The sequence below is a fragment of the Citricoccus muralis genome (assembly GCF_029637705.1).
Taxonomy (GTDB): domain Bacteria; phylum Actinomycetota; class Actinomycetes; order Actinomycetales; family Micrococcaceae; genus CmP2.
On sequence record NZ_CP121252.1, the window covers coordinates 1103810 to 1125738 of the forward strand.

A 21929-nucleotide genomic window follows, 5' to 3' on the forward strand; every position below is an offset into this window, starting at 1 on the left:
ATGTATCCGGGATGAGGTCGGGGTTAGCTGCGCGGGATCAGCCCGTGCGGATCGATCACGAACTTCCGGGCCGCGCCCTCGTCGAACTGGGCATAACCCTGTGGTGCCTCGTCGAGCGAGATGGGGGTGGCCTTGACGTTCTTGGCGATGCTGACCTTGTCCGAGAGGATGGCGTGCATGAGGCCGCGGTGATACTTCATCACCGGGCACTGGCCGGTGACGAAGGTGTGCGATTTGGCGAAGCCGAGGCCGAACCGCATGGACAGCGAGCCCTGGCGAGCGGCTTCATCTTCGGCACCGGGGTCACCGGTCACATAGAGTCCAGGAATACCCAGGCTACCGCCGGCGCGGGTGATCTCCATGAGCGAGTTCAGCACGGTGGCCGGTTGCTCGGTCTGGGCGTCTGAGCCGTGGCCGCGGGCTTCGAACCCGACGGCGTCGATGCCGCAGTCGACTTCCGGTACCCCGAGAATCTGCTCGATCCGACCGCCAGGGTCGCCCAGGGACACATCGACTGTCTCGCAGCCGAAGCTGCGCGCCTGCGCCAACCGGTCCTTGTTGAGGTCACCGACGATCACGACGGAGGCACCGAGCAGCTGTGCCGAGGTGGCGGCGGCCAGGCCGACCGGTCCGGCGCCGGCCACGTAGACGGTGGAACCCACGGTGACCCCGGCGCCGACCGCGCCGTGGAATCCGGTAGGGAAAATATCCGAAAGCATCGTCAGGTCCAGGATCTTCTCCATGGCCTGATCGCGGTCGGGGAACTTCAGCACGTTCCAGTCCGCGTAGGGCACCAACACGTACTCGGCCTGGCCGCCGACCCAGCCACCCATATCCACGTACCCATAGGCAGATCCGGGGCGATCCGGGTTCACATTCAGGCAGATGCCGGTCTGGCCCTCCTTGCAGTTGCGGCAGCGGCCGCAGGCAATGTTGAACGGGACGGACACTAAATCGCCGACCTTGATGAACTCGACGTCGCGTCCCACCTCGACCACCTCGCCGGTGATCTCATGGCCCAGCACCAGTCCCTCCGGTGCGGTGGTGCGACCGCGGACCATGTGCTGATCCGAACCACAAATATTGGTGGCAACGGTGCGCAGGATGACGCCGTGATGAACCTGCCGACCGACGTTAGCCGGGTTGACGCCAGGACCGTCCTTCAGCTCGAACTCCGGATAGGGGGTATCGATGACGTCGACGACCCCGGGCTTGATGTAGCTGACTGCGCGGTTGCTCACCGTGTGCTCCTCTGATCGATGGTGCCTCGTCGTGGTGTCGACAAGGGTGGATGCACGATGAGTCTTTCCCCGAGCATCGCGCGTGTCAAGCGTCACAGTCGTGCGAAATCGGCTGGTTTTTACTCGGGGTGCCCCTGGATCCGCATCAACTCGCAACACCGTTGAAACACCGCGGAAATCGTGCAAAAAAGGCGCACGATAACGGTGAAGAATTTGCGCTGGTGCTGACGTATTGGCGATCCATACGATGGTTGATCATCGCACCCATTCCGCGATGCTCGTAGCCCGACTGGCACGCTTGCACCGGCCCTTCAGATGGGAGTCACCCATGACGTCTACCGTGAATAAACCAGCCACCCGTGGTCGCCTGACCGGGTCGATGAGCGAAGAGCGTCTTGACGAGATCCTCGCGCTGTTCGAGCAGCGCCGTCTCGGATACTCCCTTGACGCGCCCTTCTATACCGACCGGGATATTTTCGCCGCCGATATGGAGGGCATTTTCGGGAAGCACTGGGTGTTCGCCGGCTCGCTGGCCGAGGTGCCCGAGCCCGGGGATTACATCACCGTCGACTTCGGCCCGTACTCGCTGATCGTGCTCCACAATGACGAGGGCGGCGTGAACGTGCTGCACAACGTCTGCCGCCACCGCGGCGCCCGGGTGCTCACCGAGAGCTCGGGCACCACCGGCAACATGGTCTGCGGCTACCACTCCTGGACCTACGACCAAGAGGGCAATCTGGTCCACGCCTCCGCACCAGGCGAAGTGGACTTCAACAAGGGATGCTTCGCGCTCAAGCGCGCCCACTCCCGCGTCGTCGCAGGCCTGATCTTCGTCAGCATGGCCGCCGAACCACCAGAGGATTTCGACGAAGTTGCCAAGATCTTCGAGCCCTACCTCGGCCCCCACGAGATCTCCAAGACCAAGGTCGCCTACCAGCAGCAACTCATCGAAGAGGGCAACTGGAAGCTGGTCATGGAAAACAACCGCGAGTGCTACCACTGTGATGGGCACCCGGAGCTGGCCTGCTCGCTGTTCCCGACCTGGGGACTGACCGAAGAGACCGTGCCCACCCACCTGGCCGACGTCTGGCAGCGGAACCTGACCGCCGAATCGGACCTGCGCTGGCGTTGCGAACGTTACGGTCTGCCCTACGAGGTCATCGAAGAGCTGGACACCCGCGTTCAGGGCTTCCGCATCTCCCGTGAGCCCCTCGATGGCGACGGCGAATCCTTCTCCGCATCGGGGCGTCGTCTGTCCAAGAAACTGTTGGGCGATCTGCGTGACTTCCGGCTGGGGCGGTGCTCGATGCACCTGCAGCCGAACAGCTGGTTCCACTTCCTCGGGGACCACATCATCACCTTCTCCGCCTTTCCGGTGAGCCCGGGGCAGACCTTGGTGCGCACCACCTGGCTGGTGGCCGATGACGCCGTCGAGGGGGTCGACTACGACCTGGACGAGCTCACCCACACCTGGAAGCAGACGAATATTCAGGACAAGGACTTCGTGGAGCTGTGCCAGCGCGGCGCGTCCAGCCCCGCCTACGAGCCCGGACCGTACATGAAGAGCGAATACCAGGTCGAGGCATTCATCAACTGGTACGTGCAGCGCATGAAGGAGCACCTCGCATGACAGCGACGGTGAGCACCTACACACCCATCTCTGAGAATATCCACATCCGCGGCCTGGAGATGCCCTGGAACCGGGTGCTCCAGGCCTCGGCGGAACCGGCCGGAGCCGCGCGGGCCTTGGGTCCATGGCACCCGCAGGAGTTCCAAGCCGAATGTGTGGAAGCGGTCGCCGAAGTGGGCGACATGCTGACCCTGGTGTTCCGCCGACTGGACGGGGCGCCGCTGGCGTTTCGTTCCGGGCAGTACCTGAATATTGCGTTTCCGGTGCATGGTGAGCACACCGAACCAGTGGACCGCAGCTATTCGCTGTCGAGCGCACCGACGGAACCGTGGACCTTCGCCATCACTGTCAAACGCGAAGCCGATGGCGAGGTCTCACCCTGGGTGCACGATCATGTGCGCCCGGGGATGATTCTCGACATGCTCGGACCGGTGGGCGCGTTCCACCTGCCGGACGCCGATCGCCGCGCCCGCTACCTGTTTTTGGCGGCCGGCTCGGGGATCACCCCCATCATGTCGATGGTCCGGACGATCCACTCGCTGCCCGGCAGCGCCGACGTCATCGTGCTGTATCACGGGGCCGAACCGGGCGCTTTCGCGTTCTCCCGCGAGCTGGAATACATCTCCTCGGTGGACTGGCGCATCCGTGTCTACTACTCGCTGGGGGATCGCAGTATTCCGGGAAACTGGGAAGGCATGGTCGGTCGCCTGACCGCGGAGATGATCAATGAGGTCGCCCCGGACGCCAACGGGCGCCAGGTGTATGCCTGTGGTCCCGAAGGGTATCTGACGGTGGCAGAAGATCTGCTGCGCAAGGTCGGCGTCGATGAGACCTCGATCCACGTGGAGTTCTTCTCCGGCGGCAAAGACGCGCTCCAGGAGTACGTGGAGGAAGTCGCGCTCGCCGGTGAGATCGCCGAGGACGTCGCCGCCACCGGGGAAGGCTATTACGCGCCGAACGCGGAGCCGGTGGATCTTTATGGTCCGGACTACGATTCGGGCGGTCTCGGCGAGCCCATCGAAGAGACCGAGATCTTGAGTGTCGAGACCAGCACGCTCTCGGCGACGGCGGAGGAAGCCTCCGCCGCGCCGGTGGTGTCCGAGGCACCGGAGGACACCGACCCCGACGCTTTCCAGACGGTGGGCGAAGGCGAGCTGGTGATGTCGTTTCTGCGCACGCGGCTCAAGGTGCGGATTAACCGGAACGAGCCGATTCTGGGCGCGGCGAAGCAGGCCGGGATCCGGATCGGTTCCAACTGCATGGACGGCATGTGCGGTTCGTGCAAGATAGTCAAGGTCTCCGGGGAAGTGGACATGAACCACCAGGGCGGCATTCGTGCCCGTGAGATCGATGCCGGCAAGTTCCTGCCCTGCTGCTCGACGGCGACCACGGACCTGGTGATCGACGCCTAAATCAAATTCGCCAAACGCGCTCCCTTCATTTTTCGAAGGGAGCGCGTTTGTGTGTCGGGGGCACACCGCCCATCGAAGCATCGTCCAGGGCCGAGGGGACACAAGACGTGCAGGAAGTACACGAAACACGCAGAACGGACGAAAAAGGGGCTTCCCTCGTGGTGTTCACGAGGGAAGCCCCTTCAGGGCAAGGTGCCAGGCGACTCGCTTAGCGGCGGATGCGCGCCATGCTTGAGTCGTAGACCGGCTCAGCCAGCACCTCGGCCTGGATTTCCGTGCCGAAGCGCAGGATGGAGAGGGCGGTGCCGACCTCTGCATATTCCGCGGGCACCCAGGCAAGACCGATGACCTGCCCGGTGACGTAGCCGAAATCGGCGCTGGTCACCCAACCGATCACCTTATCGGTGTCCGCCGCCAGCACCGCGGCTCCGGCCTCCGGGCGACCGGCGTCGAGGCGAGCCCCGAATGCGACCAGGCGGCGTCCGTTCGTGGACCGCTCGCGTAGGGCATCCTGGCCGATGAAGCCGCCTTCCTTCTCCATGCGGACGGCGAATCCGAGTCCGGCATCCTCCGGGGTGTCCTCGCGAGTCATGTCCGTACCGAAGGAACGGTAGCCCTTCTCCAGGCGCAGGCTGCTGAACGCGGCTCGTCCGGCGGGGATGATGCCGTAGGGGGCGCCGGCGGCTGCGATCTGGTCCCAGAGCCGCAGACCGTGAGCTGCCTGTGTGTAGAGCTCCCAGCCGAGTTCGCCCACGTAGCTGACGCGCAGCGCCAGCACCGGAACGCCGGCCACTCGAATCTTGGCCGAGCGAAAGTACTTCAGACCCTCGTGGCTGACGTCGCCCTCGGTGAGTGGTTCCAGGACGTCGCGGGCGTGTGGGCCCCACAGTCCGATGCAGCAGGTGCTGGTGGTGATGTCCTCGATATGCACGGTGCCGGAAGCGGGTAGCAGCCCGGTGAGCCGGTCCAAATCCAGCGGACCGTTGGCGCCGATGAAGTACTCTTCGTCGTCGAGACGGGCCACAGTGACATCGGAGAGGATGCCACCGCGCTGGTCGAGCATCAACGCATAGGTGACCGCACCGACGGTCTTGCCGATTTTGTTGCTGGTCAGGCCTTCGAGCCAGGCCGTGGCGCCAGCACCCTTCACCCGGTAGCGCGTCAGCGACGACATGTCGTACATCGCCACGCGGTTGCGGGTCGCCCAGGCCTCGGCCGCGGCGATGGGGGACCAGTTCACCTGATCCCAGGCGTCACGTCGAGGAACCGCGACCGGCACAGGAGCGTCGATGTCATTGCTGACGGCAGCATCATCGAGCGCCGACGGGGCCTGCGCTGACGCACCGAACGCCTTGGGTGCGCGGGAGAGGAACTCCGGGTCGCTGAAGAGGGAAGCGTTCTGCTGATGCCACAGGGCGCGCTCCCAGCCGTTGGCCTCGCTGAACACGCCGCCGGCGTCCTGGATGCGGGTGTGGAACGGGCTGGTCTTCAGGCCACGAGTGATGGTGGTGTCTTGGTGTGGGAAGTGGACGTCGTAGACCTCGTCATAGCTCTCGGACGCCTTGCCGCGGATCCACTCATCGCTGAGCAGGTCGGGATCGAAGCGGTTGAGGTCTAGACCGTGGGTGTCGATGCCGGGGTGGCCGGTGAGGATCCACTCAGCCACCACCTCGGCGCAGCCGGCGGATTGGGTAACCCAGATGGCCTGGGCTGCCCAGAACCCCTCCACGGTGGAAGAGGGGCCGAGCATGGGCCCGCCGTCGGGAGTGAACGAGAAAACACCGTTGAACTCGTCCTCCAGCGGGAGGTCCTTGATAGCGGGGAAGAAGCGAGCTGTTTCCGCCCGGCAGAACTCGAAGTCCTCCTGGGTGAAAGCACGTTTGGCCGGTTCCTGTCCGGTGGACAGCAATTCGGGGGTGTCCGTCAAATCCTCCGGGGCCAACGGGATCGGGCGGTGCTCGTAGGCCCCGATGCCGATGCGGTTGCCGAACTCGCGGAAGTACAGCCCTGAGCCCTGGTGCCGGATGATGGGCCGGCCCGGCTCATTGTCGGCCAGTGGCGTGCCGTCGGGGGCGGCGCCGGGTAGCTCCGGCACAGGCGCGGTCCAGGCAAAGCCATGCTCCATGGGGTGCATGGGCAGGCGCATCCCGCCCAGCTTGGCCAGGGGGTGACCCCAGATGCCACCGGCGGCGACGACGATATCCGCCGGTATCGTGCGCCGATCTTCACCCGTGGTGGCGTCCTCGACCAGCACACCGGTGACGCGGCCGTCCTCGGTCTCGACCTCGACCACGCGGGTCAGCCCCATCACGGTGGCACCGCCGGCTTCGGCGCGGCGAGCCTGGAACTCCACTGCGCGGGCCGAGTAGACCACGCCGTCGGTGGGGGTGTGCAATGCGCCGAGAATCTGGGTGACGTCGAGGCCGGGCCACAGCTCCACGGTCTGCTCGGGGGTCAGTAGCTCCGCGGGCACGCCCCAGGCGCGGGCGAATCCGTAGCGACGCTTGATTTCCTGAAGCTGCCCCGGGGTGCTGGCCAGTTCCAGCCCGCCGACTCGAGCGGACAGCGGCTTGCCGTCCAGCTCGAGCCCGTCGAGCTTGTTCATGGTGCGTTGCGCGAGCTGACACATGGTGCGTGAGGGGCTGGTCTGGAAGACGAAGCCGGGGGCGTGCGATGACGATCCACCTGTGTGATAGAGCGGTCCCTGATCCACCAGGGTGACGTTCTGGGCGCCACGGGTGATGAGCTCATCGGCCAGGGCGGCGCCAACGACGCCGGCGCCGATGACGACGATGCGAGCCGACGGGTCGGCGGGGGTGGTTTCCGGCATGATGCCTCCTGCAGTGCGATCCCGGAGTGTTGCATATTGTGCAACTAATTCATATAGTGCAACTATTCAATCGGAGTTACTGAGGTCACGTCAAGAGTTTCTCGGGCAGAAAATGGGGTGCATGATGGGAATCCAGTCGGTAGACCGGGCGGTCGAGATCATGGAGGCGCTCACACAGGGACCCTCTACGGTGGGGGCCATCGCCGAGCGGTTGGACGTGCACAAGTCCACGGCGTCGCGCATTCTTTCCTCACTGGCCGATCATGGGCTGGTGGAAAAGAGCTCGAGCTCGGGCGCCTACAGTCTGGGATTCGCGCTGGTGCGGTTTGCCTCGGCGGTGACCCGTCGCATGGACCTCTCCGACACCGCGCAGAAACTCTGTGACGAGGTCTCCGCGGCACTGAAACTTACTGCCAATGTGGCGATCCTCGATGAGGTGTTCGCCGTCAATGTCTCTCAGGCGGTGGGTGGCGGACTGCTGGCGCCGCGGCATTACGTGGGGCTGCGCACCCCCGGTCACGCCACCAGTTCCGGCAAGGTGCTGCTGGCGCACGACGAGGTCGCCGCCGAGGCAGCACTGTCCGATGTGCTCGAGCCGCACACCGAGCGCACCATCACCGACCCGGAGGCGCTGCGTGCCGAACTGGAGACGGTGCGTGCCCAGGGCTGGGCCGCCTCGAACGAAGAGTGGGAACAGCACATCACCGCGGTGGCGGTCCCGCTGCGACTGCATGACGGGCGGGTGGAGGCCACGCTGACCGTGACCGGTCCGACCCACAGCCTGCCGCCGGAAAGCTTCGCCGAGGTGGCCCAGCGCATGCTCGCCCTAGCTGCCGTCACCCACCGCTGGACCTGACTTGGGCTCGCGGCCCAGCACCTCATCGAAGAGCTGCTCGGACTCGTGCTCCCAGCCCGTCGCGGATTCGGAATACTCCGGAGTATCGAAGGCTTCCTCGCTGATCGGATCCTTGAAGGTAGCCGGTTCCACCCAGTTCAGCGTGCCGGTCTCCGGGTTTACCGTGGTGGCGTGGGCTGGTACTTCGTGCATGGCCAGCACCAGCTCATCGGTTTCGTACTGCACTGGTGCCTGAGGACGACCGGCGGTGTGGGTGAGTCCGCCCAGGGTGGCCGAGGCGGAGGAGAAATTGTGTCGGAACGAGCGCGCCTGGGTGGTGAGGATGTCCCGGAGGCTGCGCTCCAGGTCCGGCCCATCGGCACGACCGGCCACCTCACGAGCGGTATCGACCAGTGCGGCCTTGGAGGGCTGCTGGCGGATGCGGATGTACTTCGGCATGGTCGCCGTTTCGTAGCGGAACATCCGAATCATCGCCACCACGGCCAGCACCATCACGATCGATAGGGGCAGTGCGGCGGCAATCGAACTCACCTGAAGCACGGTCAGTGCTGCGGAGCCGCCGACCACCAACAACACCGTGGCGACGATACCCTCCATCAGCGACCAGAACAGCCGGGTGATCCGGTGCGTCTCGGTCTTACCGCCGTAGGAGAGGATATCGACCACCAGCGATCCGGAGTCCGACGAGGTGACGAAGAACAACACGATGACGATGATCGCCAGCACCGAGCTGATGGTGGACCAGGGCAGGGTTTCGAGTAAGTGGAACAGGCTCGTGTTGGTGTTCACGGCGCCCTCGGCGTCGACCATGTCGCCCTGACTGAGCTGACGGTACATGCCCGTGCTGCCGAAAATGGTAAACCAGATCATCCCGATAATCGTCGGTGCCAGCAGTACCCCGGCCACGAATTCGCGGATGGTGCGGCCGCGGGAAATCCGCGCGATGAACATCCCGACGAATGGTGCCCAGCTCATCCACCAGCCCCAGTAGTAGATGGTCCAGCCCACGGTCCAGCCGTCTTCGGCGCCGGCGCCGGAGGCGAACATCAGCTGGGGCAGTGCCATCGCGTACTCACCGGTGTTCTGGACCAGTGACTGCAACAAGAAAAGTGTGGGCCCGGCCAGTAAGACGAAGAGCGCGAGGACCGCGGCGAACATCATGTTGATATTGGACAGCCACTTCAGTCCGGCGTAGAGCCCGGAGATGACCGAGAGGGTGGCCAGCGCGGTAATGCAGGCGACCAGGGTGATCAGGAATGCGGGGGAGGACTCGACCCAGCCGAGGAACTCCAGGCCCGCCTCGATCTGCAGCACACCCTGGCCCAGGGACGTGGCCACACCGAAGAGGGTGCCGACAATGGCGACGACGTCGATGACGTGACCCACCCAGGACTCGATGAGCTTGCGCCCGAAAATCGGCTCGAGCAGCCAGCGCAGTGCCAGTGGGCGACCTCGGCGGAAGGTCATGTAGGCCAGGCCGAGCCCGACGACGACGTAGATCGCCCAGGCATGCAGCCCCCAGTGGTAGAAGGTCTGTCCGATGGCGGTGGCTGCCGCTTCGGCGGTCCCGGGCTCGACGCCGGCCATGTCAGGAGGGCTCATCATGTGATTCATCGGTTCGGCCACGCCCCAAAACACCAGGCCGATGCCCATGCCGGCAGAGAAGAGCATCGCGAACCAGGTCAGCCGTGAAAATTCGGGCTGTTCGTCGTCGCGACCCAGTTTGATCTGTCCGGCTTTGGACACTCCGGCCCAGATGGCGAACACGACGAACCCGGTGGCGATGAGCACGTACCACCAGCCCACCGAGGAACCGATCGCGTCGCGTAGCGCCACGAACGCTTCCGCGGCGTCGTCGCCGTAGGTCGCTCCATACCAGGTAGCCCAGATCAAGGCGGCGGTGATGACGAGCACCGCCGGAATGAAGACCGGCTTGTACAGGCCACGCCAGGCCTCTCGGGGTGACCAGTGTTTCATAGGTTTCTCGGAGTGCGAGGCCATCGGTCCCTCTTTCGCTCAGACAATGGACATCAACGACGAGGAAAGCGCGAGTCGGCGTTCACGAGCTGGGTCTCGGGTGCGAATGCTCTCCACGCGGTTGATGATGAAAAAGTGTGTCGTACCGCGTAAACATTGTTAAGCGTCAAATTCGGGGTCGATACGTTCGAAAAAATGCGCTGGTCAGGTGAGGGTGCGTGTGCTATTCGCGCGATATAGAGTGCGTGGAATGTCTGGTGCGGGTGTCCTTGATGGCTGGCGCGTCATAGTTCGTCATATTCAATGGTCGGCTACTCAAAAGTCACTTCTTGTGCCGGATGAGTTCACGTGTTGTTCATCTGCGTCAGGATGCCGAAGTTGCGGATTCGAGGAGGCCGGGGCGGGAAAAATGTGACGGACTGGGGCGCGAGGCGGCCCAAGGGCGGCGGAGAAAACGCTCGAATCGGGAGGCTCGGCTCTGGTAGGTTTTTCAACGTCGCGACGCGCTGGTAACCCGGTGGCTGCGTAGATTTCGGAGCGGTTTCCGCTTCGTGAGGCCTCCCCTGATGCTTGTTCAGTCCCTTGCATCACGGGAGGCCTCGCTGTTTCCCGGGTGGGTAGAGTGGAGGTATGACTTCTCACCCGCAGGACCACGCCTCGTCAGCGGACCGGGTGATCGACTCCCTGCTGATCCGCGACGGACACGCCCGCGCCCTGGACCGCCACCGCCGGCGATTCCAGCGCGCCGTCGAGACCGCTTTCCCCAACATGACACCACCCCCTTCGGCCGATGCCGTCTGGGATGAGCTGCTCGCGACCGTGCCGCGCGAAGGATCGTGGTTCCCGCTGGTGGAAGCCCGACGCGCGGAGGACGCACGGGTGGAGCTGAGCGTTCAGGTGCGGCCGGCCCCACCGTTGCGCGCCCACACCCGACTGAGCGCGGTAGCCGATCGTCGTCGTTTCCCCCAACTCAAAGGGGCGGACCCCGTGATCACCGCCGAAGACCGTCACGCCGTGGTGACCCATGGGGCCGATGACGCCCTGTATGTGACCGAGGCCGGGCGCTTGCTGGAAGCGGCCAACGGTGCCGTGGTCGGGTGGAACGGTGCCGACCTGCATGTGTGCACGTCCGAGCGGGTGCTGGACTCGACCACCGTGGGACTGTTGGTGGGCGAGGCCGAATCAGGTCGGCCCGGCGTACCCTTCACCCGAGTGGTGCGCTGCCCCGAGGGGATCGACACCGCGGTGGTGCAGGAACTCTGGTACCTCAACGCCCTGCACGGCATCACCCCGGTCACCCAGCTCAACGGGGCACGGATGCGGGTGGACGACGACCGACTCATCTTGTGGCAGCACATCGCCGAGACCTGGTGGCGGCCGGTGTGATCCTGGTTCTCGACAACCGCGATTCCTACACGTTTAACCTGGTGCAGCTCTTGCGCGAGCGCACCGATCGCGAGGTACGTGTGGTAAGCGCCGACGACGGCGAAACCGCCCTGGAGCTGTTGGCTTCCGGGGAGGTGGCCGGGGTGGTGATTTCGCCCGGCCCCGGACACCCGGATGACCCTGACTATTTTGCTGCTTCTGGCGCCCTCATCGACGCCGTATTGGAGCGGGGTGGTCTGGCTGGTTCTGGTGGTTCTGAATGTGACGCGCTGCCGATGCTGGGCGTGTGCCTGGGGCACCAGGGGCTGGCCCGCCGGTTTGGCTACGAGGTGGTCGCGGCACCGCGGCCGCGCCACGGGTGGCTCTCACCGATCCAGCACACCGACACCGGGATTTTCGCCGGGATGCCCCAGGGCGCCACCGTGACCCGGTACCACTCGCTGGCCATTGAACCGGGGAAGAACCCGGACCCTCGACTGCACGTGACCGCCCGCAGTGAGGACGGTGTGATTCAGGGGTTCGAAATAGAGGGAGCGCCCTGGTACGGGGTGCAGTTCCATCCCGAATCGGTGGCGTGTGAGCACGGCGCACTGGTGCTGGAGCGATTCTTGGACGCCGTGGAGCAACGGTCCGGATCCACCCTACATGTGGCCACCGCGCGCTGGGAGCTCGACGACTTCGGACTGAGCGCGCGGCAAGCATCCCGGGCGGTGTACCGCGGGGTGCTCGAGCGCGGTCACGGCTCGTTCTGGTTGGATTCCGCGTTGCCCGATGCGGATCAGGCGCGGTGGTCGATGCTGGGCGACGCCTCCGGGCGGGGTCGGATCGAACGGGTCGAGTTGTCTGATATTGCCGACATGGCTGTGCTGCCCGCCAGTGCTGACCCCATGGTGAGGCTACAGGAAGGTCTACGGGCCATCCGGCATACGGTGGGGGCCGAGGATCTGCCGTTCCGCGGCGGAGCGGTGGGCTGGTTTGGCTATGAACTGGGCATGCGGTTGCTGGGCGTTGAGGTACCTCAGCCTCCAGTCGGATCGGACCCGGAAGCCGGACCGAAAGCACCGGCAGAGCAGCCAGCACCGCCGGCATCGTGGTGGGTGTGGCCGGAGCGGTTCGTCGTCGTCGACCATCGAGACCGTGTGCTGACGGTGTGCGTGGCCAGCACCGATCCCGCCCAGGCGCAGGAAGAACTCGGTGAGTACCAGCGCCGGGTGCTGGACGTCCTGGGAACGGAACCTGGACCTCAGCTGCCACACACCCCCGGAACGGAGCCGGAAACAGACCCAGGAACAGCGCCGTTGATTCCGGGTGCCTGGCGCGACGACCGACCCGAATACCTCGACAAGATCCGGCGCTGCCAAGACGCGCTGGTGGCCGGGGAATCCTATGAGCTGTGCCTGACCAACACCTTCACCGCCGACGTGCAGGCGAGCGCGGGGATCGATCCGGCCGATTTGTTCGAGGACCTGATCGAGCATCACCCCACCCCGTATGCGGGATTGATCGAGGCGGATGCAGAGCTCGCCGTCGTTTCGGCGTCTCCAGAGCGGCTGCTGCGCGGGCGGAACGCGGTGTACTCGACCAAGCCGATCAAGGGCACCGCACCCCGCGGGGACACCCCCGACGAGGACGCCGCTCAGATGGAATTTTTGCGCACGGACCCGAAGACGTTCGCGGAAAACCTGATGATCGTGGACCTGCTGCGCAACGACCTGGGGCGGGTGAGCGTGCCGGGATCCGTGGAGGTCACCGAGCTGATGGCCGTGGAAACCTACGCCTCTGTGCACCAGTTGGTGAGCACTATTGAGGCGGTGGCCGAACCCGGGGTGGACGCCGTCGACGTCGTGCGTGCGCTGTTCCCGGGTGGGTCGATGACCGGGGCGCCCAAGGTGCGCAGCGTGCAGATTCTCCACGAACTCGAAGCCGCCGCGCGCGGGGTGTACTCCGGTGCGCTGGGGTTCTTCAGTGCCGACGGCGCGGTGGAACTCTCGATTGTGATCCGCACCGCCGTGCGTTCGGGTGGGAGGTGGACCATCGGGGCCGGCGGCGCGATCGTGCTGGATTCGGACCCGGAGACCGAAGCCGACGAGGTCGACCTCAAAGCGTCCGCCCTGCGCCGAGCAATGCATCGGGTGGCCGGGTGATGCATCGGTTGAGCTTAGCCGAGTAGTTCGGCCGCGCGCTCCAGCCGGGGCAGGGCGCGGTTCAGCAGGCGCCTCCACTTTTTCGGCGCGATCTGCTCCAGCCTGAGTCCGGCGTCATAGAGCGACTCCAGCGCCATCGCGGCCAACCACACCCGGGCCCGGTGGTGTTCGTCGTCGTCGAGACACAGCTGCCCCAACTTCTCCTCACCGTGCCACAGGCTCAGATACGCCGGATTCAGGGCAGGATCCCAAAGGCAGGCCAAGTCCCAGTCGAGAATCCCATTCAGCCGCCACCGGTCTTCCCCCGGAATCGGCAGCCAGCGCATATTGTGCCCGGCCAGATCCCCATGGACCAGAGAGGGTGCGACCACCGGGAGCTCCGTCCACTCGTGCACCGTGCGGATGATCCTGCGCGCAGTGTCCTCGAACGTGTGCCGGGTACAGGCCGGGAAGAAATCGGGCCAGGGTACCGAGGAATCACGCTGCTCCAGGCGCTGCGGCAACAAGACCAAGGCGGCGATCTTGGGCGGCGTCCAGGGACCGCGAAAGGCGAAGGGCTGCGCCACATGAGGGTGAAGCGAGGTGGTGTCGACAGCGGCAAGAACCCGGCAGATCTCACGCAAATCCTCGGGGCGACCACAGTGCGGCGGGTGGGCCTGACCGGGAACGTAACGCTGCACGACGACGGCGGCGCGGTGTGAATCAGAAGGGTCGGTGCCGAAATCTGTGCCGGTATCCGCGAACACCGGTCCGGCCAGAGGGAGCGGGAGCTCCCAGGGCAGATTCAGGGCGTGCAGGGCGCGCAATAGTTCGGTGGTGCGGGTCAGCTGGGCGGCGGCGTCGGCGGTGCGAGACATGCGCGCCACCACCGTGGGAGTACCGGGTGCAGTGTTCGTCCCGATTCTCGTCTCCGTCCCGGTGTTGATCTCCGTCTCCGTGCCGGGGATCAGTACTAGATGGTGTTGGCCGCCCTCCTCCACCAGGCTGCGGGACCAATCGACGTCGAGCCCCGGGGCGGGTCGGTCGAACTGGGCCTGCGCACAGTGGGAGGCACGGGCAGCGAGCGCGGCTTCCGCCGTCGTGGCGCATCTGACCATGGCACCACCGTATCGCGCACAGACCTAGACTGGGGACGTGACCGCCACCGAATCCGCCCCGCACCCGGCCGACACCCTCCGCTACCCCTCGCGTGCGGTGGTGTGGTGGGAGATCATCATTGTGCTTGCCCTGTCACTGGGCCGTTCCGGGGTGTACGCCGTCGTCGATCTGATGCAGAAAGCGATGACGGCCCCGCTGAGGGATCAGACCACCACCCTGAACCCTTCGCTGGCGAACGAGGAACTGTTTGACCTGATCCGCCAGCTGCTCTCCATCGGGTTTTCGCTGGTGCCGGTGCTGCTGGTGTGTCACCTGGTGTGGATCTACGGGCGCAATCCGTTCCGCACTTTTGGGTTGGATTTTCGGCGGTTCTGGACGGACGCCGGGCTGGGCGTCACCCTGTTCGTGGTGATGGGGGCGGGCACGCTCGGGGTGTACGCGCTCGGCCGCACGCTCGGGCTGACCACCGCGCTGGTCGGATCAGCGATGAACGAATACTGGTGGACCACGCCCGTGCTGGTGCTCTCGGCGCTGCGGCACAGTCTGCTCGAGGAAGTGATCGTGCTGGCGTGGTTGCTGGACCGGATCGGATACCTACAACAGCTGCGGGGCACCCCGACTGCGAGGCCGAAGACCTTCCACACGACGATGACGGGCGCCTTCCGACCCGGGCCAGCGGCGGGGCTGGTGGCCGCGGTGGCGGTGTCGGCTCTGGTGCGCGCCTCGTACCACTTGTACCAGGGGATCGGTCCCGGCGTCGGCAACCTGATCATGGGGGTGGTGTTCGCCGTCGTGTATCTGCGCTACGGCCGGGTGATGCCGTTCGTGTACGCCCACGCGCTGCTCGACATCGCCGGATTCGCCGGGTACCCGCTGCTGGCGCGGCTGGGCTGGTTCGGCGGCTAGCCCGCTGGAACCGGAACAGGCCGGTGGCCAACCGGAACAGGCCAGTGGTTAGAGCGTGACGCTGCCGCGCGGCGTGGTGAAGGTGACCTCCATGATGCCCGGGGTACCCGACGGCGCCACGAATTCCACGTCCACATCCTGCACCGACTTCTCGGGCTGATCCAGACCCAGCCAGTCGCGTACCCGATCCCGGGAACCGCCGATGGTGATCTGCTCGATGGAGCCTTCCGGTGCAGCCGCCTGGGAAGGATGCAGATCCTCGGTGCCGTCGTCCCAGCGCAGAATGTAGGGCAGCTGCGGGTCCGCAATGAGGCCCTTGATGCCGATCTGCCGCCAGGTCAGCTCGCGACCATCCGGGAACTTCCGCTGTGCGGGCACGGCGCCGCGGCCCAGGCGCTCCTCAAACGGTGCCAAATCGTCGACGGCGACGACCCAGCCCATCCAGCCGCCGCCCATTTCCTTGCGGGCGCGCACGGCCTGACCGAACGGCGCCGAATCAGCCGCGGGATGGTCGAGGACCTCAACGATCTCCAAGTACTGCCGGTTGGTCATCGGGAACAGGGCGTTGCGGGTGCCGAAACGCGGATGTACCCCGCCCTTGACGCGGTCGATCCCCAGCGCGGAGCTGATGCGCTCCACGGTGGCGTCCAGCCCCTCGGGTCCGACAGCGTAGGAAACATGGTCTAAACGCATCATGATCTCATCGTGCCACGTCCAGTGGGGCGGGTCTCATGAGTCCAGGCTCAGCGTTTAACGGGCGTCAACTAGGAGGTATTCTCCGCATCGCACTGTTCGTGCGCGAGGTGGCGACGGCGGTCCACGGGTCTTCCGGCCAGGGATGTTTGGCGTAGCGGGCACGGTTTTCCGCTCGCACGGCCGGATAGGCATTCTCCCAAAATGAGTTCAGATCCGAGGTGACCGCCAGGGGTCGTCCGGCAGGGGAGAGCAGGTGCAACAGCACGGGAACCCGGCCCTCGGCCACGGTGGGCCCGGTGCGCCAGCCGAAGCACTCCTGCAGTTTCACCGCGAGAACCGGTGGGGCCGGCGTGTCGGCGTCGGGATTGTTCTGAGAGGGGTGGTCTTCGGGGGCCGGCCAGTCCAGGGTGATCTGCGAGCCCGAGGGCACCGTCAGCCGGAGCGGGGCGAGCTCGTCGAACCGGGCGGCCTCGGGCCAGGGGAGCAGCCGGCGCAGCGCGGAATGGAGGTCCAGTGAGCGTTCGGCGGCACCGGCGGCGAGCTGGTCGATTTCCGGGCCGAGCCAGTCCTCCACGGTGGCGGTGAGTGCGGCGTCGGTCACCTCGGGCCAGGGGGCGCCGTACACGCGATGCAGGAAGCCCAGCCGATTCCGCAGGGTCGTCACCGATGCTCCGGCGCGCTGCATCAGGGCGAGCACCCCGGTCTCGCGCCATTCGGCGACGACGGCGGATCGGGCGTGTTCGGGCTGTGGCGGCACCGGGGTGGAACTGAGTTCGATGGCGCCCAGACGGCGGATTCGGCGGGCGGTGACCCGGCGGTGAGTATCGGAGGCGGCGTCGAAGCGGGCCACTGTCTCGTCCACGAGCAGAGGGCCCGCTGCTAACTCAGCGTGCTCGGGATCCAGCTCGACGGCGGCGCGAATCACCGCATGGTCGCCGTGCAGGCTCAGCTCGGCCACCGCAATCCATTCGGCCCCGATCAGCGACGACGACGCCGGCAACCGGGCCGCGGTGCCGGACGCGAGCAGGTATTCGGCGTCCCGGCGTCGGGCGATCTGCTGCGGGTAGGCCAGCGCGGTGATCAGACCGAGTGCGTCGTGGTGAAGGTGATGCTGGTCGAGAGGCCCTCTGGCGTCGTCGTGTCCCTGCGACTGCGGGGCGCGGTCCTCCGCCACCACCGCGGCCCGGGCCAGCCGATCGACGTCATGACGCCAGCCCGGATCCGAGCGCAGCTGCCGGTAGCGCGCCATCAGATCGGCCCCCGGTGCACGCGTGTCCGCGGCCAGGGTGGCCACTGCCTCGGCCGCCACCCGGGCGTCCCACAGCTCTGCCCCGTCGAGCAGGGCCCGGCCCAGATGGGGGTCCACCGGCAGTCGGGACATCCGCGCACCCAGCTCCGTCGGGGTGCCGTCGTCGTGGACCGCGCCCAGTTCCTGCAGGCGCTGCTCGGCTCGATCGGCGGCCGCCGTCGGAAACGGGTCCGGCAGCCGCAGGCCAGCACCGCGCGGGGCTCCCCAACAGGCGACGTCGAGTAGTGCCCGGCCGAGCTCGTTGCGTCCTGCGGTGCGGATTTCGGGCGCAGTGTGGGCCGGCCGTGCCGCGTATTCGGCCTCGCTCAGACAGCGCACCACCGTGCCGGGCGCCTCGCGGGCCGCACGCCCACCGCGCTGCACCATGGCGGATTTGGACGCGCCGAGGGTGATCAGCCCGGATACCCCGCGCCGGGAATCCTCCCGCAGGGCCCGATCCAGACCGGCGTCCACCACCAGCCGCACCCCGGGCACGGTCAGCGCCGATTCCGCCACATTGGTGGCCAACACGATGCGCCGGGGAAACTGTGAGGCAGTGTCGGTACTGCGGGCCAGAATCCGGTCCTGTTCCCGGGCCGGCATCGACCCCAGCAGAGGCAGCACCGCGGTATCGGGCGCCAGGCGCGGGTCGCTACCCAGCCGGGCCGCCACCCGGTCGATCTCACGGGCGCCGGGCAAAAACACCAGGGTGTCACCGGGGCGATCGGGACCAACGGGGGTACGCGGGAACTGGTGCAGATGCTGATACTCGACGACGACGTCGGCCACATGATCCAGAAAACCGGGTGCGACCCCGCGGGCATCCAGACTGCGCTGCGCCTGCGTTCCCCAGGGTGCCCAGATCTCCTGCAGCGGATGCGGTTCGGTGGCCACCTCAAGCACCCGTGCACCCAGCAACTCCGCCCAGTGTCCGACGTCGAGGGTTGCCGACATCACCACCACATGCAGGTCCGGGCGCAGCTGACCCAGCTGTTCCACCAAGGCGAAGGTCAGATCGGTGTCAAGGTGACGCTCGTGGACCTCGTCGAGCACGATGGCGCCGATTCCGCTGGCTTCCGGGTCCGCGATCAGCCGACGCAGCAGCACCCCGGTCGTCACGAACTCCACCCGCGTGGCAGCCGAAACGTGTCGGTCCCCGCGCACCGTGTAGCCGACCTCGCGGCCCAACTGCGCACCGCTGAGTGAGACGAGACGACGCGCGGCAGCTCGGGCGGCCATCCGGCGCGGTTGCGTGACGACGACGCGGCCCGCCGACACTGCAGCCAGCGCCGGTGGCACCACCGTGGTCTTGCCGCTACCGGGCGGCGCGGAAATCACGACTCGGATGCCCGCCGTTCCGGCACCGGAGTCTGTTCCTGGCGCGGTGAGCTCAGCCTGCTCGGCCAACTCACATCCGGCCAGCCCAGTCAGTTGCGGCACCAGGCGGGCCGCGGGCAGCCCCTGAACGATCCGTTCCCATGGGATCTCCCAGGAATCGGCGGGTTGGTGCGCGGCGGGTGTGTTCGTCATGATCGGTTCCCCGCCCCTCTTTCCTTCAGCACTGTCACCGACCCCGGTGCCCCGCGCGTCGTCGGGTTTGCCGGGTTTGTCGGGTTTGTCGGAAATACGGTATCAACCCCGAACCCGCCCCTGCAGATGACGCCGCGTCTCGCCCGTGACCGCCGGCGAGATGAAACCGGCGGTGCATTCTGGCACAATGACATCCAGGTCACGAGTGTCAGCGACAAGCCCCGGCTAGCTGATCGGCAACCCTCCAACCGCGGTGGGGTGCCCCGGGTGAGGACCAGGCGATCGAGGAACCCCTCGACCGCAAGCGCGGGCCATCGCCGGCCGCCTCTTCGGCCTCGGAGCGGCGATGGTGATGGCCCTGACAGAACAGGAGCCGCCATCATGTCCGCTTCAGCAGACTGGTCGTTCGAGACCCAGCAGATCCACGCCGGGATCACCAACGATCCCACCACGGGAGCCACCCAGCTGCCGATCTACCAGACGACGTCGTTCAGCTTCCCGTCCACCGAATCTGCCGCGGGACGTTTCGCCCTGCAGGAGCTCGGCCCCATCTACACGCGCCTGACCAACCCGACCACCGACTCCGTCGAGAACAAGATCGCCGCGCTCGAGGGTGGGGTGGGCGCGGTATTGCTCTCCTCGGGGCAGTCGGCCACTACCCTGGCGATCCTCAACGTGGCCGGGGCCGGGGACCATATTGTGGTTTCGGCTTCGCTGTACGGCGGCACCCAGAACCTGTTCAAACACACCCTGACCCGACTGGGTATCACCACCACGTTCGTGCAGGATCCGGACGATTTGAACGAGTGGCGTTCGGCCGTTCAGCCGACGACGAAGGCGCTGTTCGGTGAGGTATTGGGCAATCCGCGCGCCGATGTGCTCGACATTGCCGGGGTGGCTCAGGTGGCGCACGACGCCGGGGTGCCGCTCATCGTCGACTCCACCCTGACCACCCCGTACCTGGTGCGACCCTTTGACCACGGGGCCGACGTCGTCGTGCATTCGGCCACCAAGTTCCTGGGCGGGCACGCAGCCGCCCTGGGCGGCGTGATTGTGGACTCCGGCAACTTCGACTGGACCGCCGATCCGGAACGGTTCCCCGGTTTCAATGAACCGGATGAGTCCTACAACGGCATCGTGTTCGGTCGTGATTTCGGGGCCGACGGCGCACTGGGTGCCAACGTCGCGTACATCCTGAAGATCCGCACGCAGCTGCTGCGTGACCTGGGCACGTCGGCCAGCCCGTTCAACGCGTTTATTCTCAACCTCGGATTGGAGACGCTCAGCCTGCGTATGGAACGTCATGTCGCCAACGCCCAACGGGTTGCCGAATATCTTGAGGCTCACCCCCAGGTGCATTCGGTCGCCTACGCCGGTCTGCCGTCGAGCCGGTGGCACGAGCGGGCATCGCAACTGTTGCGGGGTGCCGGTTCCGTGGTGGCATTCGAGATCGACGGCGGAGTGGCAGCCGGGCAGGCTTTCGTGGAGGCGCTGCAGCTCCACCAGCACGTGGCGAACGTCGGCGACACCCGTTCGCTGGTGATTCACCCGGCGTCCACCACCCATTCTCAGCTCACCGAGGATGAGCGGCGCGCCGCCGGGGTGGGCCCGGGGCTGGTGCGACTCTCGGTGGGGCTGGAGCATGTTGACGATATTCTGGCCGATCTCGAGGCCGGATTTACCGCGTCCGGTAGGGCCTGAGGGCCCGAATCGAGAGTGACCAATATCCCAGACCAGACGGCGAAAGAAGCAGGAACACATGACCATCGGAGTGGACCCGATGCCCGGCAGTGACACCAGCAGCACCACCAACACCGCTGACAACAGTGTGGTGGCACTAGACCTGCCGGGCGGACTCCGCTACGCCGATCTCGGCCGCTTCGATTTCGAGACCGGCGGCCGGCTCCCGCAGATCCGGCTGGCCTATGAGACCTGGGGCGAGCTCAACAGTGACGGTAGCAATGCCATCCTGATCGAGCACGCGCTCACCGGTAATTCCCATGTTGCCGCCTCCGACGCCTCGGACGAACCCGGCTGGTGGGAGGGCCTGGTCGGTCCGGGCCGCCCCATCGACACCGAAAAGTGGTTCGTGGTGTCGGCGAACATGCTCGGCGGTTGCGACGGTTCCACCGGTCCTTCGAGTCTCGACGATGACGGTCGGGCCTGGGGGTCGCGCTTCCCGTTTGTCACCATCCGCGACGCCGTGCACGCCGAGGCCCGACTGGCGGATGCCCTTGGAATCCGGGTCTGGCATGCCGTGCTGGGCGGTTCGATGGGCGGCGCCCGGGCTCTGGAATGGGCCGCCACCTATCCGGACCGGGTGCGTGGTTTCGGGGTGTTCGCTGCCGGTGCGCACTCCACCGCCGAACAGATCGCTTTCGCTCAGGCGCAGGTGGAGGCCATCCGGTTGGATCCGAACTTCCACGGCGGTGACTACTACGACGCCGACCAAGTTCCCTCCGGTGGTCTGGGGATCGCCCGTCGTATCGCGCATATCACCTACCGGTCGGAAGCGGAGCTGGAGGCGCGGTTCGGCCGCGCGGCCCAGCCCGGGGAGGACCCTTTCGGTTCGCCGACCCGTCGCAACGGCCGCTACCAGGTCGAGTCGTACCTGGATTACAAGGCGATCAGCTTGGCCAAGCGGTTCGACGCGAACAGCTACCTTGCGCTCACGGAAGCGCTGATGTCACACGACGTCGGCCGCAACCGCGGGGGAGAAGCGGCAGCGTTGAGCCGGGTGACGGCGACGCCGTTCATCGCAGCGGTGACGTCGGACCGGCTCTACCTACCGGAACAGTCGGATCAGCTGGCCGCGCAGCTGCCCGGGGACGTTCGGGTGTACATGATCGACTCACCGATCGGTCACGACGGGTTCCTCACAGACCTGGAGCAGCTTTTTGACGAACTGGTCGAGACCCTGAGCCTGTAATTGTCG

14 protein-coding genes and 1 riboswitch are annotated in these 21929 nt (G+C 66.2%); of the genes, 8 read left to right on the plus strand and 6 right to left on the minus strand.

Annotated elements, in window-relative coordinates; translation table 11 throughout:
• Positions 1 to 23: 23 nt before the first annotated feature.
• A complete protein-coding gene (gene fdhA / locus P8192_RS05080; protein WP_278159022.1) occupies positions 24 to 1241 on the minus strand; it encodes a formaldehyde dehydrogenase, glutathione-independent in 1218 nt (405 codons plus the stop codon).
• A gap of 328 nt (positions 1242 to 1569) precedes the next feature.
• Between fdhA and P8192_RS05085 the strand changes: the two genes are divergently transcribed.
• Both P8192_RS05085 and P8192_RS05090 read left to right on the plus strand, forming a co-directional pair.
• A complete protein-coding gene (locus tag P8192_RS05085) occupies positions 1570 to 2871 on the plus strand; it encodes an aromatic ring-hydroxylating oxygenase subunit alpha (protein ID WP_278159024.1) in 1302 nt (433 codons plus the stop codon).
• On the plus strand, positions 2868 to 4283 hold the full coding sequence (locus P8192_RS05090; protein WP_278159026.1) for a flavin reductase family protein: 1416 nt from the start codon (positions 2868 to 2870) through the stop codon (positions 4281 to 4283). Before P8192_RS05085 ends, P8192_RS05090 begins: the two co-directional genes overlap by 4 nt.
• A 208-nt stretch (positions 4284 to 4491) precedes the next feature.
• Here the strand turns inward: P8192_RS05090 and P8192_RS05095 are convergent, their stop codons facing one another.
• Positions 4492 to 7113: a GcvT family protein gene (locus tag P8192_RS05095; protein WP_278159028.1), complete on the minus strand. Its 2622-nt coding sequence runs from the start codon at positions 7111 to 7113 to the stop codon at positions 4492 to 4494.
• A gap of 121 nt (positions 7114 to 7234) precedes the next feature.
• On the opposite strand from P8192_RS05095, the gene P8192_RS05100 reads away from it, so the two are divergent.
• Positions 7235 to 7969, plus strand: a complete 735-nt coding sequence (locus tag P8192_RS05100; protein WP_278159030.1) for an IclR family transcriptional regulator — start codon at positions 7235 to 7237, stop codon at positions 7967 to 7969.
• On the opposite strand, the gene P8192_RS05105 is transcribed toward P8192_RS05100, so the two are convergent.
• A complete protein-coding gene (locus P8192_RS05105; protein WP_278159032.1) occupies positions 7940 to 9946 on the minus strand; it encodes a BCCT family transporter in 2007 nt (668 codons plus the stop codon). The two genes, P8192_RS05100 and P8192_RS05105, sit on opposite strands and share 30 nt — an antisense overlap.
• A 630-nt stretch (positions 9947 to 10576) precedes the next feature.
• Between P8192_RS05105 and P8192_RS05110 the strand changes: the two genes are divergently transcribed.
• Positions 10577 to 11332 carry an aminotransferase class IV gene (locus tag P8192_RS05110; RefSeq protein WP_278159034.1) on the plus strand — a complete coding sequence of 252 codons (756 nt, stop codon included), beginning with the start codon at positions 10577 to 10579 and terminating at the stop codon, positions 11330 to 11332.
• Entirely contained in the window at positions 11293 to 13476 is a 2184-nt protein-coding gene (locus tag P8192_RS05115; protein ID WP_278159036.1) for a chorismate-binding protein, read from the plus strand. Before P8192_RS05110 ends, P8192_RS05115 begins: the two co-directional genes overlap by 40 nt.
• 14 nt (positions 13477 to 13490) lie before the next feature.
• Here P8192_RS05115 and P8192_RS05120 read toward each other — a convergent pair whose 3' ends face one another.
• Positions 13491 to 14573, minus strand: coding sequence for a phosphotransferase family protein (locus P8192_RS05120; RefSeq protein WP_278159038.1), 1083 nt, complete (start codon positions 14571 to 14573; stop codon positions 13491 to 13493).
• 37 nt (positions 14574 to 14610) lie between these two features.
• Between P8192_RS05120 and P8192_RS05125 the strand changes: the two genes are divergently transcribed.
• Positions 14611 to 15480: a CPBP family intramembrane glutamic endopeptidase gene (locus P8192_RS05125; protein ID WP_278159040.1), complete on the plus strand. Its 870-nt coding sequence runs from the start codon at positions 14611 to 14613 to the stop codon at positions 15478 to 15480.
• Positions 15481 to 15528: 48 nt separating this feature from the next.
• Here P8192_RS05125 and P8192_RS05130 read toward each other — a convergent pair whose 3' ends face one another.
• Both P8192_RS05130 and hrpB read right to left on the minus strand, forming a co-directional pair.
• Positions 15529 to 16176 carry a VOC family protein gene (locus tag P8192_RS05130; RefSeq protein WP_270105810.1) on the minus strand — a complete coding sequence of 216 codons (648 nt, stop codon included), beginning with the start codon at positions 16174 to 16176 and terminating at the stop codon, positions 15529 to 15531.
• Between the two features lie 64 nt (positions 16177 to 16240).
• Entirely contained in the window at positions 16241 to 18994 is a 2754-nt protein-coding gene (gene hrpB / locus P8192_RS05135) for an ATP-dependent helicase HrpB (RefSeq protein ID WP_278159043.1), read from the minus strand.
• Between the two features lie 197 nt (positions 18995 to 19191).
• A riboswitch (SAM riboswitch) is annotated at positions 19192 to 19307 on the plus strand.
• Positions 19308 to 19375: 68 nt separating this feature from the next.
• Between hrpB and P8192_RS05140 the strand changes: the two genes are divergently transcribed.
• Both P8192_RS05140 and metX read left to right on the plus strand, forming a co-directional pair.
• A complete protein-coding gene (locus tag P8192_RS05140; protein WP_278159045.1) occupies positions 19376 to 20695 on the plus strand; it encodes an O-acetylhomoserine aminocarboxypropyltransferase/cysteine synthase family protein in 1320 nt (439 codons plus the stop codon).
• 58 nt (positions 20696 to 20753) lie between these two features.
• Positions 20754 to 21923: a homoserine O-acetyltransferase MetX gene (gene metX / locus P8192_RS05145; RefSeq protein WP_278159047.1), complete on the plus strand. Its 1170-nt coding sequence runs from the start codon at positions 20754 to 20756 to the stop codon at positions 21921 to 21923.
• The last annotated feature ends 6 nt before the right edge of the window (positions 21924 to 21929 follow it).

Excerpts from the sequence above, each read along its gene's own strand:
- P8192_RS05110 (WP_278159034.1), top strand. The coding sequence starts at position 10,577 with ATGACTTCTCACCCGCAGGACCACGCCTCGTCAGCGGACCGGGTGATC.
- hrpB (WP_278159043.1), bottom strand. The coding sequence starts at position 18,994 with ATGACGAACACACCCGCCGCGCACCAACCCGCCGATTCCTGGGAGATC.
- P8192_RS05120 (WP_278159038.1), bottom strand. The coding sequence starts at position 14,573 with ATGGTCAGATGCGCCACGACGGCGGAAGCCGCGCTCGCTGCCCGTGCC.
- metX (WP_278159047.1), top strand. The coding sequence starts at position 20,754 with ATGACCATCGGAGTGGACCCGATGCCCGGCAGTGACACCAGCAGCACC.
- P8192_RS05100 (WP_278159030.1), top strand. The coding sequence starts at position 7,235 with ATGATGGGAATCCAGTCGGTAGACCGGGCGGTCGAGATCATGGAGGCG.
- P8192_RS05095 (WP_278159028.1), bottom strand. The coding sequence starts at position 7,113 with ATGCCGGAAACCACCCCCGCCGACCCGTCGGCTCGCATCGTCGTCATC.
- P8192_RS05130 (WP_270105810.1), bottom strand. The coding sequence starts at position 16,176 with ATGATGCGTTTAGACCATGTTTCCTACGCTGTCGGACCCGAGGGGCTG.
- P8192_RS05140 (WP_278159045.1), top strand. The coding sequence starts at position 19,376 with ATGTCCGCTTCAGCAGACTGGTCGTTCGAGACCCAGCAGATCCACGCC.
- P8192_RS05105 (WP_278159032.1), bottom strand. The coding sequence starts at position 9,946 with ATGAAACACTGGTCACCCCGAGAGGCCTGGCGTGGCCTGTACAAGCCG.
- P8192_RS05085 (WP_278159024.1), top strand. The coding sequence starts at position 1,570 with ATGACGTCTACCGTGAATAAACCAGCCACCCGTGGTCGCCTGACCGGG.
- P8192_RS05090 (WP_278159026.1), top strand. The coding sequence starts at position 2,868 with ATGACAGCGACGGTGAGCACCTACACACCCATCTCTGAGAATATCCAC.